We start from the raw sequence: 14,755 nt of genomic DNA, 5'->3' as shown, positions 1-14,755 counted from the left end.
TCTTTCTAAGTCCTTATCTTTTATAGAGCATCCAGATTGGAGAGATTACAAAGTACTGTGGTGGCGGGCTACTCCTCCTCCTCGGTCCCGGCGACGTACCCGGTGACGTTCCCGACGTTCATCGCGACCGCGAGGACGACCGCGATGACGAAGACGATGAACGACGAGATGGCGTTCATCTTCGGGGCCGCCCCGAACTTGATCATCCCGAACATCGCCGTGGTCAGCACGTCCATCACGCCCTTGACGAAGTGGGCACGGATGAAGTCCTCGAACGACCGGATCCACGCGAACAGGAACCCGGCGCCGATGGCCGGCGCGATGACCGGGAAGGTCACGTCCTTGAACACCGTCAGCGGGTCCGCCCCGAGGTCCCGGGCCGCCTCCTCCAGGGACTCGTCGAAGGTGTACATCCGCGACGTGACGATGAGCAGGACGAACGGGAAGCCGTACACCGAGTGGGTCAACACCAGCGTGAGGAACCCGGGCGACAGCCCGAGCAACGTCTGGAAGTAGATGAGCAGGGCGATGCCGAGGACGACGCCCGGGATGACCATCGGCAGGATACCGATGGTCCGGTAGGCCTCCTTGTACGGGAAGTCGTAGCGCGCGAGCCCGAAGCTCGCGAGCACGCCGAGGACGGTCGCGATGACCGCCGAGATCGTCGCGATCTGGACGCTCGTGAACAGCGACCCCATCAGCGCCTCGTCGGCGAAGGTCGCGGTGTAGTGTTGCAGGGTGACCCCCTGGAACGGGAAGAACGTACTCGAGTTCTGCATGAACGAGAGGATGACCATCACCGCGAGGGGGATCCACAGGAACACGAGCAGCGCCACCGTGAGGAGCCGGAACCCCACGCTCAGCAGGCGCTCGCGCACCTCGTGGTCGAACACGCCCGAGAACCCCTCGGTACCGGTGTCGGTCTGGGTCTCTGTCGCCATCTCAGACACCTCCGATGTCCTCGATGCTGACGTACCGGAACGCCACGGCGAACGCGATGACGATGGAGATGACGATGAACATCGACGCCGCGCTGCCGTAGTCGATAGCGTACAGCGAGTTGATGCGTTCCTCGATGAGCTGTCCGATCATGAGCACCTTCCCCTGGCCAAGGAACCGCGGCGTGATGAACGCGCCCAGCGAGGGCACGAACACGAACAGGCTCCCACTGATGATGCCGGGCAGGGTGAGCGGGATGATGACGTCCCTGACGACGGCGACCCGGCTCGCGCCGAGGTCCCGCGCCGCCTCGATGAGGCTGAAGTCGATACCGTCCAGGCTGGCGTACAGCGACAGCAGCATGTACGGGAAGTACGCGTGGACCAGGCCGATGATGATGGCCACCTTCCCGAAGTTGAATATCCCGAGCGGTTCGTCGACGATGCCGATGGTCGTCAGGGTGGCGTTGATGACGCCGTTGGGGCCGAACATCAGGAACCACGAGTACGCCCGGACGAGGTACATCGTGAAGAACGGGAGCAACACGAGGTAGATGACGATCTTGAACGTCCGACCGTCGGCCCGTGCCAGGTAGTACGCGAGCGGGAACGCGAGCACCAGACACAGGATGGTCGTCACGAACGCGATCTGGTACGACAGGACGAGCGACTCGTAGAACGAGGTCTCCCAGAACGGCCCGCTCCCGCTGAACAGCTCCCCGTAGTTCGCGAGCGTCGGCTCCCAGACGATCTGGTAGGCGTCGTTCACCTGCAGGAAGCTCACGGTCACCATGAAGGTGATGGGCGCCAGCAACAGCAACAGGAGCCAGAGGCCGCTCGGCCCGATGACGAGCCCGAGCCGGCGTTTCGGCTCGCTGAACGCCGCCACCAGTCGCTTACGCGTCGATTGCTCTGTGGACATTGATGTGGAATACGGGGTGTTCAGGCCGTCTTCACGTCCTCCCAGGCGGTGATCCACTTCTCCTCGTTCTCGACGGCCTTGAACGGGATGAAGCCCTCCAGGCGGCTCGGGTCGACCTTGCCGAACATCTCGTTCTGCTCGCCGGAGAGGTTCTCCTGGGTGTTCGGGTTACAGCTCGGCGAGTAGCCGACCTTCGCGAGTTCGGCACCGGTCTTCGCGCCGATGTACTCGTTGACGACCTTCCAGGCCATCTCCTTGTTGTCGGACTTCGCGGAGACGCCGGCGCCCTCGAACCACGCGAGCGACCCCTCCTTGGGGACGTAGAGGTCGACCCAGTCGTCGCCGTTGGCCCACATCTCCACGATCTCGTTCCGGCCGGAGAGCCCGATGGTGTGGTTGCCCTGCCGGAAGGACTTGATGTACGTCGGGTCCGCCGCGATGTACCCCTGGAGCAGGGGCTTCTGTTCGATGAGCTTCTCTTTGACCTTCTCTATCTGCTTGTCCGAGAGGCTCACCTTCGCGCCCTCGAAGGCGTCCGTGTACCCGAGCGAGAGCGCCGTCGCGCTCATCGACTTGAAGTGGTTGTCGTACATGATGATGCTCCCCTTGTGGTCCTCGCTGAACAGCTCGGAGTAGGACTTCTCGGGGTCGTCGACCTTGCGGCTGTCGTAGGAGACGCCGTACCAGCCGAAGCGGATGGGGACGCCGTAGATGTCCCCACCGTCGGCGAACTGGGTGTTGGCGAACTCCTTGAACTTCCCGTACAGGTTCTCGAAGTTCGGGACCTGGTCCTTCTGGAGCGGGGCGAGCAGTCCCGCCTGCTGGAGCTTGGGGATGTAGTTGTTGTTCGGGATGACGACGTCGTACTGGGAGTCCTGGCCGGAGTTGAACGCCGAGAACATCTTCGCCGAGGACGTCCCGATGGTGTACTTCACCGTGACGTCGAGTTTGCTCTCGATCTGCTCCTTGAAGTCCTTGTACTCCTCCCAGGTGTAGATGTTGATCGTCGTCGTCCCACTCCCACCGGTCAGCCCACCGACACAGCCTGCGAGTCCGAGCATCGACGCTGCGCTCGCTGCACCCGCACTTTTCAGGAACGTACGCCGCTTGGTCGGTTTCGTCTCCACCGCATCCTCGCGATGGCCATTGGTACCGTTTGGCATGTATCAGCCGTCAGTCTGGAAGATATTAAAACTTGACCAACTAAATCAGTTTATTTCAGGTGCCAGAGGCACAAACCGAGTATGGAGCAGGTTAGTCTCCAAATAATCCCGGTGATTTATTAGTAGCCAGAGCAAATCGAGCGGTATGTCACCGAGTGACGAACAGGCGCTCGTCGAACTCTCCGACATCCGCAAGGAGTACGGGTCGGTCACCGCCGTCGACGGCATCGACCTCACCATCCGACAGGGCGAGTTCTTCTCGCTGGTCGGCCCATCGGGGTGTGGCAAGACGACCACCCTGCGCATGATAAGTGGCTTCGAGACACCGACCGCAGGCAGCCTCCGGCTCAACGGGATGGACATGCGGAGCATCCCTCCGGAGGAACGCGACTCGAACCTGGTGTTCCAGCACCTCTCGTTGTTCCCCCACATGACCGTCGGCGAGAACGTCGCCTACGGGCTGAAGAAGGCGGGCGTCGAGAAGCAAGACCGGATGCAGAAGGCCCAGGAGTACCTCGAACTCGTCGACCTCGAAGGGTTCGCAGACCGCGACCCCGGCGAACTCTCCGGCGGCCAACAACAGCGTGTCGCGCTCGCGCGTGCGCTGGTCAACGAACCCGCGGTCCTCCTGCTCGACGAGCCACTGTCGAGTCTCGACCGCAAACTGCGCAAACAGATGCAGGTCGAGTTGCGAAAGCTCCACGAGAAGACCCAGGGCGCGTTCTTCTACGTGACCCACGACCAGGAGGTCGCGATGACCCTCTCCGACCGTATCGCCGTCCTGAACGAGGGGCAGATCGAACAGGTCGGTCGACCCGAGGAGATCTACCGCGACCCCGCCTCCCCGTTCGTCGCGGACTTCATCGGTGACACCAACCTCCTCGACGGCCACGCACGGTCGAACGGCGACGGCTCGATGGTCTCCGTCGGCGAGGGTGGCAGTTTCAGTTTCCACACCGACGAGGAGGTCGACGGCGAGGTGACGGTCTCCATCAGGCCGGAGGATATTTCCTTGGGCGACCCTGACGGTAGCGCGTTCACCGGGGAGATCGTCGAGCGGTACTTCCAGGGCGACCAGACGAACTACGTGGTCGACCCTGAATCAGCCGGCCTCTCGGAGGTTCGCGTGGTCATGCAGGGTCGAGAGACGCCGGTCGAGCGCGGTGACACCGCCCACTTCGAACTGGTCGACGACGGTCCGGTGGTGTTCGAGTGAACCGCATAGCAACACAACCCGGCGTGACCAGCCACAGACGAGACCATGGAGCTTGACGAAACCGACATCGAGATTCTCACCCAGCTCGACGAACACGGAGAGGTAGACGCGACCGAACTCGCCGAGACCCTCGGCATCAGCACGTCGACGGTGTACTACCGCATCGAGACCTACCGCGAGAACGGCCTGTTCGAGGGCCGGGTCGCAGAACTCGACCCCCAGGAACTCGGGTTCGAGCTGACCGCCATCACGCGCATCCAGAGCGAGTACGGCCAGGAGTACGGCGACGTCGGCGAGCGACTCGCGGACATCTCCGGCGTCCAGCAGGTGTACCAGATGCTCGGCGAGGTCTCGTTCCTGGTCATCTCGCAGGTCCGCGGTCACGACGACCTCCAGCAACTCATCGACCGCATCATCGACATGGACGGCGTCGTCGACTCCTCGACGAACGTCGTCCTCCGGACGGTCAAACAGGAGTCACGCCTGCTCGTCAACTACGACGACGAGTCGCTGCAGGCGCTCCTCGACTGAGCGCCGCCAGCAGAAAGCGACGGGCCGGTACCGCCCGGCCTACACCGATTCTGGCTCCGGTTCCTCGGGCTTCGAGCCGCCGCCACCGCCCCGGGCCCGCCACGGGAACGTCAGCAGGCCGAGCAACAGGAGGCCCAGCCCGTAGGCGAGCGCGATGGGGATGGCGAGGATGAGCATCGTCAGCACACCGGAGGGCGTGAAGACCGCCGCGAGGGCGAAGATACCGAGGATGACCGGCCGCCAGTACTCCCGCATCTGCTCGTACCGGACGATGCGGCCGCGGTGGAACAGCAGCATCGTGATGGGGATGTCGATGAAGATGCCGATGCCCGCCGTGGTGAAGAAGATGAGCCAGAAGAAGCTCTGCAGGCGGTAGGAGATGATGATGTCGGCCTGGATGGCGTCGGAGACGAGGTAGGAGATGATGGTCGGGGCGACCACGAAGAACCCGAGGATGCTCCCGATGACGAAGCCGACGAACAGGGCGACGCCCCAGACGAGGAACGTGTTGTTGTTCCCGCTCTTGACGAGGCCGCGCTCTTTCATCGCGGGCCACGCGTAGTACAGCACCAGCGGGAGCACCGTCACGGCCGCCAGCAGGGTACTCACCTTCACCTCGAAGATGAGCGCCTCGACGGGGTGGAGCGCGACGATGAGGCCGACCTCGCTCGGGCCACCCATCGCGGTGACGATCTGCTCGTAGGGGTGTGCGCCCACGACCGCGCCAGGGTTCGTCGGGCCGGTGCCGGCCGCCTCGGGGACGCCGGGCATGACCGTCATGGCGTCGGTGAGGGGCTGGCCCGCGACGAAGAACTCCTCGAAGCCGACCGCGGCGGGGTCGCCACGGATGGCCGGCGGGACCCGCGAGATGAAGTTCCGCTTGATCTCGCCGAGGCCGCCGCCGTAGAGCCAGCCGAACGAGCCGACCAGCACGATCATGAACAGCGCGATGATGCGGAAGAACTTCGAGGTGAGCGACTGCAGGATGAACGCGAAGTCGTAGTAGTAGCCGCCGATGTCCTCCTCGGTCGTCTCCTCCTCCGTGAAGGGGTTGAGGACGCCGGCCGCGGTCCGCGAGAGGACGTTACCCTCCTCCTCGGCCTGTTCGGGGGCCACGCCGTCGCCCATCGAGGACGGGTCGGCCAGCGACTGCGGCTGGTCGCCCGACTCGGCGGCCTCCTGCATCTCCTTGACCTCCTGGGCGTCGTCGAAGCGGTCGAGGATGGCCTGTGCCTTCTCGGAGTCGTCCTCGTCCATCGCCGCGCGGGCGTGCTTGAGCGCCTTGTCCTCGGAGAGCTCCATGAAGACCTCCATCGGCGCCGCCCGCACGCCGGCCGCGTCGAGGGTGTCGAGGTCGATGCTCGTCGGGTCGCCCATCCGCGTGCCGCCGCGGGGCACCGTCGGCTGCCGGAGCACGACGACCGTGTAGGCGACGAGGATGAGCGTCCCGACGATGAGGCCGGCCTCGATGGCGACGAGCACCTGTCCGGCGAGTCCGGTGAACGGGGTGAGGCCCTCGACCGACAGCGGGCCGATTGGCACCCAGCCGGGGAACTGCGAGACGACCTGCCGGTTGACCGTCTCCAGGCCGCCGGCCTCGACCGCGACGAACGTCGCGATGCTGGTCAGGCCGACGATGGCGAGCAGCTGGTAGATGCGGGTGCGCAGCAGGTTGCTGCCGCCGGAGGGCGAGTTCTCGCCGGCGCGGTGGAGGTTGGTGACGACCTTCGAGAACCCGAGGCTCAGGACGTACAGCGAGATCAGCGGGAGCGCCCACATGATCTGGGTGAAGGGGTCCGGCGGGGAGAAGACGGCCCCGAAGACGAAGATAGCGACGAAGGCGTACCGCCACTTGTCGCGCCACTGCTCGTAGGGGACGATCTCGGCGTACGAGAGCGCCGACATCGCGAGGGGCAACTGGGCGGCCAGCCCGAACGAGAAGGTCAGGAGGACGATGAACTGCGTCCACATCGTGATGTCGTAGCTGGGTTTGATGGACGCGTTCACGGCGTTGGTCGCCAGGAACTGGAACATGAACGGGAAGAAGACCGCGTACGCGTAGATGACACCGAGCGTGAAGAGGAAGATACCGAGCGAGATGAACCCGCCGATCTGGAAGCGCGAGAGTGGCACCCTCGGCTTGACGCCGCGCTGTGCCAGCGAGTCGCGGGCGTAGTACAACAGCACGGGGAGCGCCATGACGATGCCGACGACGAGACCGATCTTCACCTGCAACAGGATGACGTCGAACGGTGTCCTGGCGATGACGTCGACCTGCTCGGCGACGTTCGCCGACATGCGCTGCTGGGTGTTCGCGCGCAGGAAGTCCCAGATGAACAGCCGCAACGCGTAGATGGTGCCGAGCAACCCGATCAGGAAGACGATGAATACCTTCTGGAGGTGCTTCTGCGCGGTGCGCAACAACACGCCGAGGCTCTCACGCCCCTGGTTGATGGTGCGCGCAGTGTCCTCTCCGACCACGGAGCTCATTGGATGCCGAGAGGTACCAACCTCGCGAACATCAATCTTCTTCTACGGGGTCACCACGAGGGAACGAAACTACGGGGACGACGCCCCGGTAAGAAAAAGGTCTATAACGCGCGGGCCGACTATCTCCGGTAGATGGCGGACGAGTCTGAAGAGTCCGGGCTATCCGATGTCGACGACGAGGAGTCGCGACCGGAGCGGCCCGAGACCGAGCCGGCGGAGCACGACGAGAGCGCGCCGCCCGCGGGCGACGACGCCGACGCGCCCGAGGACGATGGACCCGAGAAGGACGGGCCCATCGGCGGGGAGCCCGAGGTCCCGGAGAAGTTCCGGGACGAAGACGAGGACGGCGTCCCCGTGGACCCCTTCGAGTACGTCGACGACGACGACGAGCCGGCCGGTGACGACGACGCGGCCGACGACGCGACCAGCGGGCTCCAGAAGGTCGACTCCGGCGACGCCCCGCCGGCCGACGCCGAGGACGAGGACGTCCAGTACGGCGTCACCGACCCGCGGGACATCGACACCGGCGACCCGGACGCAGACGACGACGCGCCCTACGGCGACGTCGAGGGTCGCCACGCCGACACCGGGGCCCCGCAGGCCGACGCCGACGGCGGCGAGGACGTGCCCGTCGGCCACGCCGCGGGCGCCGCCCGCCCGGCGGCCGAGTCGACCGTCGACGACGACTCGTTCACCGAACCGAGTTTCGACTACGACGAGGCCGAGGAGGAGTACCAGCGCCCGCCCGACGACGAGGAGATGCCGCTGGCGGTCCACATCGAGGAGATGGTCCGTCGCCTCGGCATCGTCCTCATCGCGGCGGCCGCCGCGACCGCGCTCTCGATCTTCGCCTCGGAGGCGATCATCACGACGATGTGGTTCGACCTCCTGCCTTCGGCGGGCGAACTGACACGCCCCCGCGTCTACTCCCCGCTGGAGTTCATCCTGACGAAGATCAAGGTCGCGAGCCTGGCCGGTATCGTCGTCGCGCTCCCCCTGTTCGTCTACGAATCGTACCTCTTCATGCGGCCCGGCCTCTACCCCAAGGAGCGCCGATACTACCTCGCATCGGTCCCGACCAGTCTCGTCCTCGCGGTTGCGGGGATGGCCTTCGCGTACTTCCTCGTGCTGCCCGCGCTGTTCGAGTACTTCCTCTACTACACCGAGGGCTCCGCGGAGATCGCGTTCGCGCTCTCGGACACGTTCAACCTCATCATCACGCTGATGGCGTTCCAGGCCATCGTCTTCCAGATTCCGCTGTTCATCATGCTCGCCATCATGATGGGCGTGACGAGCCGGCGCTGGCTGGAGTCCAAGCGCATCCTCTTCTGGGGTGCGTTCGTCGCCATCGCGTTCGTCTTCGCGCCGGACCCGACCGGGATGGCGCCCATCATCATCGCGCTGTCGATGGTCGTCCTCTTCGAGGGGACGCTCCTGCTGTTGCGCTGGACCGACAGTTCCTCGCCCATCCCGACGGCCGAGGAGATGGGCGAGCGCCGGCCGTACATCTACCTGCTCATCGGTATCACCGGCTACGCCGCCAGCGCGGCACCGGTCCCGAGCGGCTACTACCAGGAGCTGCCGCCCGTCGTGACCGAGAACCTGGCCACGCTCGGCTTCGGGAACGCGACGCCGTTCCTGTTCAGCGCGGCCGCGGTGCTCGTCTACGAGCTGGTGGCCTACACGAACAAGAACTACTACGGCAGCGTGAAGCTCTGGCGCGCCCTCCGGAAGGGCCGCCCGCTGGTCTGGATCACCGCCATCCTGGCGGGCTACCTGGGCACGCAGAACTCGCTGCTCGCGCGGGTCATGACCGAGGCGGCGCTGCCCCAGACCGAGGCCATCGCGCTCACGGTCGGCCTCGTGGTGCTGTTCGAGGCGTCGCTGTTCCTGGCGAAGCGCCGGGCCTGACCCGGCTCCCGTCTTCCGTCTCCGCGACCCGGTAGACACTTCTCGCGCCCGACCCGAGTCGCCCCCATGACGAGCGACGCTGCGACGGTGGTCCTCGCGCGCCACGGCCGGACGGTGTGGAACCACGAGCGCCGCATCCAGGGGTGGGCACCCGCGCCGCTGGACGAGACGGGTCGCGAGCAGGCCCGGGCCCTCGGCGCCCACCTCGCCGAGACGTACGACGTGACCCGGCTGGTCGCCTCCGACCTCCGACGGACGAAGGAGACGGCGCGGCTGGTGAACCACGCCCTCGACGTGGACGTGACCTTCAGCCGGGACTGGCGCGAGCGCGACTTCGGCGTCTACCAGGGCATGGGCTACGAGGCGCTGTTCGAGGGCTACCCGGAGTTCGCGGTCGGCGAGACGGGCATCGCGGCCGCCGAGACCGAACCCGAGGGCGGCGAGACGCTGCTCGAGGCGCGCGACCGCGTCCTCACCGGCTGGCAGGCGGTCGTGGACTCGCTCTCGCCGGACGAGACGGTCGTCGTGGTGACCCACGGCGGACCACTGTACGTGCTGCTCGGATACCTCCAGGACCGTGACCTCGTGACCGCCCTCACCGAGCACAGCCAGGACAACTGCGCCGTCACGGAGGTTCGGGTCGACGGCGGGGACCCGACGGTCGTCCGGGAGGGCGACGTGGGGTACCGGGAAGCGTAAGAGACTCAGATTGCGACGAGCAACGCGCTGTCGATGGCGACGCCGAAGACGACGGCCAGCGCGAGCAGGAAGAGCCCCAGGCCGACCAGCCTGACCAGTGGCCCGTAGCGTCGCCGGTTCATGGACGAACTACGCCGCCCTGATGGATAAAGCTCCCTCACGGGCGGGAACTTTTTGCTGGCCCCGGAAATAGAGACGGCCGATGGAACTCTCGGCGATCCCCGGCGTAGGCGAGAAGACGGCGGACGCGCTGGCGCAGCTCGACGACCCCGAGACGGCGCTGCAGACGGGCGACGTCGCGACGCTGGCGCGGGCACCGGGCATCTCGGAGGGTCGTGCCGCCCGTATCGCCCGGGCGGCCATCCGCACGGAACACGACGACCCCGGCGGGTTCCTCGCGACCGGCCGGGCGCGCGAGGTGTACGAGGCGATGCTGGACCGGCTGCGCGAGCGGACCGTCACCGACTACGCGGGCAAGCGGGTCGCGACGTTCTACCCGAGCGCGGCCGAGTCACGCATCGAGGAGGTACAGGCGTTCACCGCGGAGGCGATGGCGCGCGAGCCGGACGAGGCGGTCCTCGACGCGCTCGCCGGCGTGGAACCGCTGGACCCGCCGCGGGACGTGCAGGTCCGGGACCGCTGTCTGGCCACGACCGACGCCGAGCGCTACTCGAAGGCACGGGACGCGATCCCCGAACTCCCGGTCGAGGTGGTCGAGGACGCCCGCGGCCTCGCCGAACTCGCGCGGGGGTACTCGACGGTCATCGCGCTGGACGAGGCGTTCGCCGGCATCGACGTGGAGGGCGACGTGCGGGTCGAGCCCGACGCGCTGGAGAACCCGAGCGAGATCGTCCCCGAGCGCGTGCTGGCGTTCTTCGCGACGAACCGCGACCGGCTCCGGGCCGCGGTCGAGGTGACCCGGGAGTCGACGCTGGAGCCCGCAGCCGACCTCGCGACGCTCGAATCGGCGCTGGACCGGCTGGACGACGCCGGCGGCATCGCGGGCGACGCCGAGGTCGACCGGCTCGCGAGCGCCATCGACGACCTCGACTCGGCCGTCTCGATGTCCGAGAACGTCGCCAACGACCAGTTACGCGAGGCCATCCAGGAGAAGGACGTGACCATCGAGGGCGCGGACCTGCTCTCGCTGGTCGAACGCGGCGCGGGCGTGGACTCGCTGCTGTCGCGCGAACTCGCCGACGAGTACGCGGCGGCGGTCGACGCGGCCCGCGGCCACCTCGTCGACGCCCTCGACCTGGACACGGGCGAGGCCGAGATCGCCCGGCGGGCCTTCGGCGACGAACCGACCTACCCGGTCGAGCACGAGGAGCAGGCCATCTCGCGGCTGCGCGAGGAGCTGAAGGCGGCGAAGGAGCGCCGCGAGACCCGGCTGAAGCGCGAGCTCGCGGCCGACCTCGCCGACCAGCGCGCGGACGCCGAGGCGCTGGTCCGGGACGCACTGGAACTCGACGTGGAACTCGCCATCGCCCGGTTCGCCCGCGACTTCGACTGCACGATGCCCGAGTTCGGCGGCGAGGGGTTCGCCATCGAGGCGGGCCGGTCGCCCCTGCTCGACGTGCCCATCGACGCGGTCGACCCCGTGGACTACGACGTCGAGGGCGTCGCGCTGCTCTCCGGCGTGAACTCCGGGGGGAAGACCTCGACGCTGGACCTCGTGGCGGCCGTGGTCGTCCTCGCGCACATGGGCCTGCCCGTCCCGGCCGACTCGGTCCGACTGCAGCGGTTCGCAGACCTGCACTACCACGCGAAGACCCAGGGGACCCTCGACGCGGGCGCGTTCGAGTCCACGGTCCGGGAGTTCGCCGGGCTGGCCGACGGCGGCGCGGACTCCCTGGTGCTGGTGGACGAACTCGAGTCCATCACGGAGCCCGGGGCGTCCGCGAAGATCATCGCCGGCATCCTCGAGGCGCTGCACGAGAACGGTGCGACCGCGGTGTTCGTCTCCCACCTCGCCGGCGAGATACGCGAGATGGCCGACTACCCGGTGACCATCGACGGCATCGAGGCGGTCGGACTGGAGGACGGCGAACTCGTCGTGAACCGGTCGCCGGTGAAGGACCACCTGGCGCGGTCGACCCCGGAACTCATCGTGGAGAAGCTCGCGGGCGAGGCCGAGACGGGGTTCTACGACCGGCTGCTGGAGAAGTTCTGAGCCCGCGAGACCTGAAAGCGCCGCGTCAGTAAGCACGCGTTACTTATGCTGGTTTGGCGGGTACTCGGCGTATTTGAGGTGTTCGTCCCATGCCATACGAGTTCCGCTGCCAGAAGTACGGGTGCCCGTTCGTCGTCCGCCGCGCAGACGACGAGGAGATTCTCGCCATCGCCACACGACACACGGCCGAGGCCCACGGGATGGCCATCGACCGCGGGGTCGTCGAGGACACGCTGGACGTGGTCTGAGGAGCGCCGGGCGCCCCCGGCGTATCGTCCTCGCAACCCGGTCGCCAGCGTGGACTCCCTTCGCTAGTGGCACAATCGATTATATCGTGCGGTGCGTCATCATCTACCATGGTACACGAGTTCAGCTGTAGCGTCGAGGACTGTCACTTCACCATCCACTCCGACAACGACGACGAGATCGTCTCGATGGTCCGCAAGCACGCACAGGACGTCCACGGCATGAGCATGAACGCCGGCCAGATCAAGAGCAACATCAAGAAACTCCAGTCCTGAGCGGTTCCTGATAGATCGGCTGACGGGCCCGGAATCCACGTCGTCAGCCGTCGGCGACCGCGCCAGACCCACCTTTTTGCAGTCCTGCGGGCGTCTGACCTTCGTCTGCCGAAGACCTAAGTAGTCCGCGAGGCTGGGTGAAAGTAATGGCTGGGGACCCTCCGGACGAGGGGATGTTGTCGTGGGACGAATCCGTCTTCCGCAACGAACGGGTCTTCGAGATCGACTACGTCCCCGAGGCGTTCGAACACCGGGATAGCCAGATGCAGAGCCTGCAGTACGTGCTGCGTCCGGCCGTCCGCGGGTCGCGCCCGCTCAACGCCGTCGTCCGGGGCCCACCCGGCACCGGGAAGACCACCGCCGTCCAGAAGCTCTTCTCCGAGCTGAAAGCCGAGACCAACGACGTGCGTACCGTCCGCGTGAACTGTCAGATGAACGCGACGCGGTACTCCGTCTTCTCGCGGCTGTTCGAGGGGATGTTCGACTACGAACCCCCGGCGTCGGGCATCTCGTTCAAGAAACTGTTCGGGCAGGTCACCGAGAAACTGGTCGAGCAGGAGGAGGTGCTCGTGGTCGCGCTCGACGACGTGAACTACCTGTTCTACGAGGGCGAGGCCTCCGATACGCTCTACTCGCTGTTGCGTGCCCACGAGGAGCACTCCGGGGCCCGCATCGGCGTCATCGTCGTCTCCTCGGACCCGAACCTCGACGTGATGGACGAACTCGACACCCGCGTCCAGTCGGTGTTCCGCCCCGAGGACATCTACTTCCCACCGTACGACCAGCGCGAGATCGTCGACATCCTGCGCGAACGCATCGAGCGCGGCTTCCAGGACGGCGTCGTCTCCACGACCGTCCTCGACGACGTGGCCGCCAAGACCGCCGAGAGCGGCGACCTCCGGGTCGGTATCGACCTGCTCCGCCGGGCCGGCCTGAACGCCGAGATGCGCGCCTCGAAGACCGTCGAACTGGAGGACGTCGAGAAGGCCTACGAGAAGTCCAAGTTCGTCCACCTCTCCAGGTCGCTCGACGGCCTGAGTGACTCCGAGCGCACCCTCGTCGAGGTCATCGCCGAGCTGGAGGGCGAGCAGGCCGGGACCGTCTACGAGACCTTCCACGAACGCTCCGGGCTGGGCTACACCCGGTACTCCGAGATCGTCAACAAGCTCGACGACCTCGGCATCATCGACACCGAGTACGCCGACGTCGAGGGCCGCGGGCGCTCGCGCGAACTCAACCTCGCCTACGACGCCGACGCCGTCCTCGACCGGCTGTAGCGGCGATTCCTCGCCGGGGTGAGGGCTGCGTCCCCTTTTCGCTGATGCAGACGTAGTTTCGGTATGGATACCGTCCGGACACGTCGGCAGGTTGGGGCGACCATCGCCGGCGCGGGGGTCGCGGTCGCGGGCGTCCTCGCCTCGGCGCTGGCGACGATTCCCGTCGTCGCACTGCTCGCCCTCGACGCGGGCGACCTGACGCTGCCCGTCTACGCGCTGCTGTTCGTCGTCGGGTACACCGGGCTGACGCTGGTCGGGGTCGCCTACCTGACCCTGACGGGCCGCGGCTGGGGATTCGTCGACCTGAAACCGCTCGACCGCGAGAGCCTGAAGGCCATCGCGGGCTACACCGCGCTCGCGGTCGCCTTCGTCCTCGTGGTCGGCGTGCTCACGACGGTCACGAGCCTGGAGACCAGCGAGAACGTCAACCTCGCGCCCGGGCTGGCGGGCAACACCGACTACCTGCTCCTGCTCGTCCTCGTCGCCCTGCTGGTCAACGGCCCCGCCGAGGAGTTCCTCTTCCGCAACGTCATCCAGAAGTCGCTCTACCGCGTCTTCTCCCGCCGCGGCGCCAACGTCGTCACCAGCGTCATCTTCGCGCTGGTCCACATCCCCGCGTTCTGGACGACGAACCTCGGTGCACTCGGGCTGTCGCTGCTGACCATCTTCGTCGGCTCGCTCGTGTTCGGTGCGGCCTACGCGAAGACCGAGAGCCTGACCGTCGTCGCGCTGGTCCACGGGCTGTTCAACGCGGTCCAGATCTCGCTGCTGTACCTGCTGTTGACGTTCGGATAGGGTCGGTGCCGGGTTCGGTCTGCTGTTCCCTGCGGCGGTGTGGTTCTGGCTGTTCGCCGGGTGCCGGGAGGGCCGGCTCCAGTTCGCTCGCGCCGATGGCAGTGAACGACCGCACCCGC

The 14,755-nt window shown here is 66.6% G+C and carries 12 protein-coding genes and 1 pseudogene; 9 read left to right on the top strand and 4 right to left on the bottom strand.

The genetic code is table 11. The features are described from left to right. Nucleotides 1-68: 68 nt before the first annotated feature. From NOV86_RS11690 to NOV86_RS11680, 3 genes are read right to left on the bottom strand one after another with little or no spacing between them, the layout of a single operon-like run. Complete coding sequence (locus NOV86_RS11690) at nt 69-941, bottom strand: ABC transporter permease (protein ID WP_267641573.1); 873 nt, start codon at nt 939-941, stop codon at nt 69-71. Nucleotide 942: 1 nt separating this feature from the next. Then, a complete protein-coding gene (locus NOV86_RS11685) occupies nt 943-1,860 on the bottom strand; it encodes an ABC transporter permease (RefSeq protein WP_267641572.1) in 918 nt (305 codons plus the stop codon). Nucleotides 1,861-1,880: 20 nt separating this feature from the next. Further along, nucleotides 1,881-2,921: an ABC transporter substrate-binding protein gene (locus tag NOV86_RS11680; protein ID WP_267641571.1), complete on the bottom strand. Its 1,041-nt coding sequence runs from the start codon at nt 2,919-2,921 to the stop codon at nt 1,881-1,883. A gap of 247 nt (nt 2,922-3,168) precedes the next feature. Here NOV86_RS11680 and NOV86_RS11675 point away from each other — a divergent pair, with 247 nt between their 5' ends. Both NOV86_RS11675 and NOV86_RS11670 read left to right on the top strand, forming a co-directional pair. Further along, on the top strand, nt 3,169-4,239 hold the full coding sequence (locus tag NOV86_RS11675) for an ABC transporter ATP-binding protein (RefSeq protein ID WP_267641570.1): 1,071 nt from the start codon (nt 3,169-3,171) through the stop codon (nt 4,237-4,239). 45 nt (nt 4,240-4,284) lie between these two features. Further along, nucleotides 4,285-4,770 (top strand): Lrp/AsnC family transcriptional regulator, encoded by a 486-nt coding sequence (locus NOV86_RS11670; protein WP_267641569.1) that lies wholly within the window; start codon nt 4,285-4,287, stop codon nt 4,768-4,770. 39 nt (nt 4,771-4,809) lie between these two features. Here NOV86_RS11670 and NOV86_RS11665 read toward each other — a convergent pair whose 3' ends face one another. Beyond that, on the bottom strand, nt 4,810-7,260 hold the full coding sequence (locus NOV86_RS11665) for a twin-arginine translocase subunit TatC (RefSeq protein WP_267641568.1): 2,451 nt from the start codon (nt 7,258-7,260) through the stop codon (nt 4,810-4,812). Between the two features lie 540 nt (nt 7,261-7,800). Between NOV86_RS11665 and tatC the strand changes: the two are divergent. The 7 genes and pseudogenes from tatC to NOV86_RS11630 form a co-directional block, all read left to right on the top strand. Further along, a pseudogene (tatC, locus tag NOV86_RS23405) lies at nt 7,801-8,712 on the top strand (twin-arginine translocase subunit TatC); the annotation flags it as partial. Nucleotides 8,713-9,237: 525 nt separating this feature from the next. Then, nucleotides 9,238-9,870, top strand: a complete 633-nt coding sequence (locus NOV86_RS11655) for a histidine phosphatase family protein (protein ID WP_267641566.1) — start codon at nt 9,238-9,240, stop codon at nt 9,868-9,870. 202 nt (nt 9,871-10,072) lie between these two features. Next, on the top strand, nt 10,073-12,043 hold the full coding sequence (locus NOV86_RS11650; RefSeq protein ID WP_267641564.1) for a MutS-related protein: 1,971 nt from the start codon (nt 10,073-10,075) through the stop codon (nt 12,041-12,043). A gap of 89 nt (nt 12,044-12,132) precedes the next feature. Then, the gene (locus NOV86_RS11645) at nt 12,133-12,291 is read left to right on the top strand and encodes a DUF1059 domain-containing protein (protein ID WP_267641563.1); all 159 of its coding nucleotides are present in this window, start codon (nt 12,133-12,135) and stop codon (nt 12,289-12,291) included. 108 nt (nt 12,292-12,399) lie between these two features. Further along, nucleotides 12,400-12,564 carry a DUF1059 domain-containing protein gene (locus NOV86_RS11640; protein WP_267641562.1) on the top strand — a complete coding sequence of 55 codons (165 nt, stop codon included), beginning with the start codon at nt 12,400-12,402 and terminating at the stop codon, nt 12,562-12,564. A 146-nt stretch (nt 12,565-12,710) separates the two neighbouring features. Then, nucleotides 12,711-13,841, top strand: a complete 1,131-nt coding sequence (locus NOV86_RS11635; protein ID WP_267641561.1) for an ORC1-type DNA replication protein — start codon at nt 12,711-12,713, stop codon at nt 13,839-13,841. 63 nt (nt 13,842-13,904) lie between these two features. Continuing rightward, entirely contained in the window at nt 13,905-14,636 is a 732-nt protein-coding gene (locus tag NOV86_RS11630; protein ID WP_267641560.1) for a CPBP family intramembrane glutamic endopeptidase, read from the top strand. Nucleotides 14,637-14,755: the final 119 nt, after the last annotated feature.

The organism is Haloarchaeobius amylolyticus (genome assembly GCF_026616195.1).
In the GTDB taxonomy this organism is placed as follows: domain Archaea; phylum Halobacteriota; class Halobacteria; order Halobacteriales; family Natrialbaceae; genus Haloarchaeobius; species Haloarchaeobius amylolyticus.
Note: the sequence above shows the minus strand (reverse complement) of the source record. Positions and strands in the feature narration are given on the sequence as shown.

Bases quoted from the DNA above. Each gene is read 5' to 3' on its own strand.
- NOV86_RS11690 (WP_267641573.1), bottom strand. From the start codon at position 941: ATGGCGACAGAGACCCAGACCGACACCGGTACCGAGGGGTTCTCGGGC.
- NOV86_RS11685 (WP_267641572.1), bottom strand. From the start codon at position 1,860: ATGTCCACAGAGCAATCGACGCGTAAGCGACTGGTGGCGGCGTTCAGC.
- NOV86_RS11680 (WP_267641571.1), bottom strand. From the start codon at position 2,921: ATGCTCGGACTCGCAGGCTGTGTCGGTGGGCTGACCGGTGGGAGTGGG.
- NOV86_RS11675 (WP_267641570.1), top strand. From the start codon at position 3,169: ATGTCACCGAGTGACGAACAGGCGCTCGTCGAACTCTCCGACATCCGC.
- NOV86_RS11670 (WP_267641569.1), top strand. From the start codon at position 4,285: ATGGAGCTTGACGAAACCGACATCGAGATTCTCACCCAGCTCGACGAA.
- NOV86_RS11665 (WP_267641568.1), bottom strand. From the start codon at position 7,260: ATGAGCTCCGTGGTCGGAGAGGACACTGCGCGCACCATCAACCAGGGG.
- NOV86_RS11655 (WP_267641566.1), top strand. From the start codon at position 9,238: ATGACGAGCGACGCTGCGACGGTGGTCCTCGCGCGCCACGGCCGGACG.
- NOV86_RS11650 (WP_267641564.1), top strand. From the start codon at position 10,073: ATGGAACTCTCGGCGATCCCCGGCGTAGGCGAGAAGACGGCGGACGCG.
- NOV86_RS11645 (WP_267641563.1), top strand. From the start codon at position 12,133: ATGCCATACGAGTTCCGCTGCCAGAAGTACGGGTGCCCGTTCGTCGTC.
- NOV86_RS11640 (WP_267641562.1), top strand. From the start codon at position 12,400: ATGGTACACGAGTTCAGCTGTAGCGTCGAGGACTGTCACTTCACCATC.
- NOV86_RS11635 (WP_267641561.1), top strand. From the start codon at position 12,711: ATGGCTGGGGACCCTCCGGACGAGGGGATGTTGTCGTGGGACGAATCC.
- NOV86_RS11630 (WP_267641560.1), top strand. From the start codon at position 13,905: ATGGATACCGTCCGGACACGTCGGCAGGTTGGGGCGACCATCGCCGGC.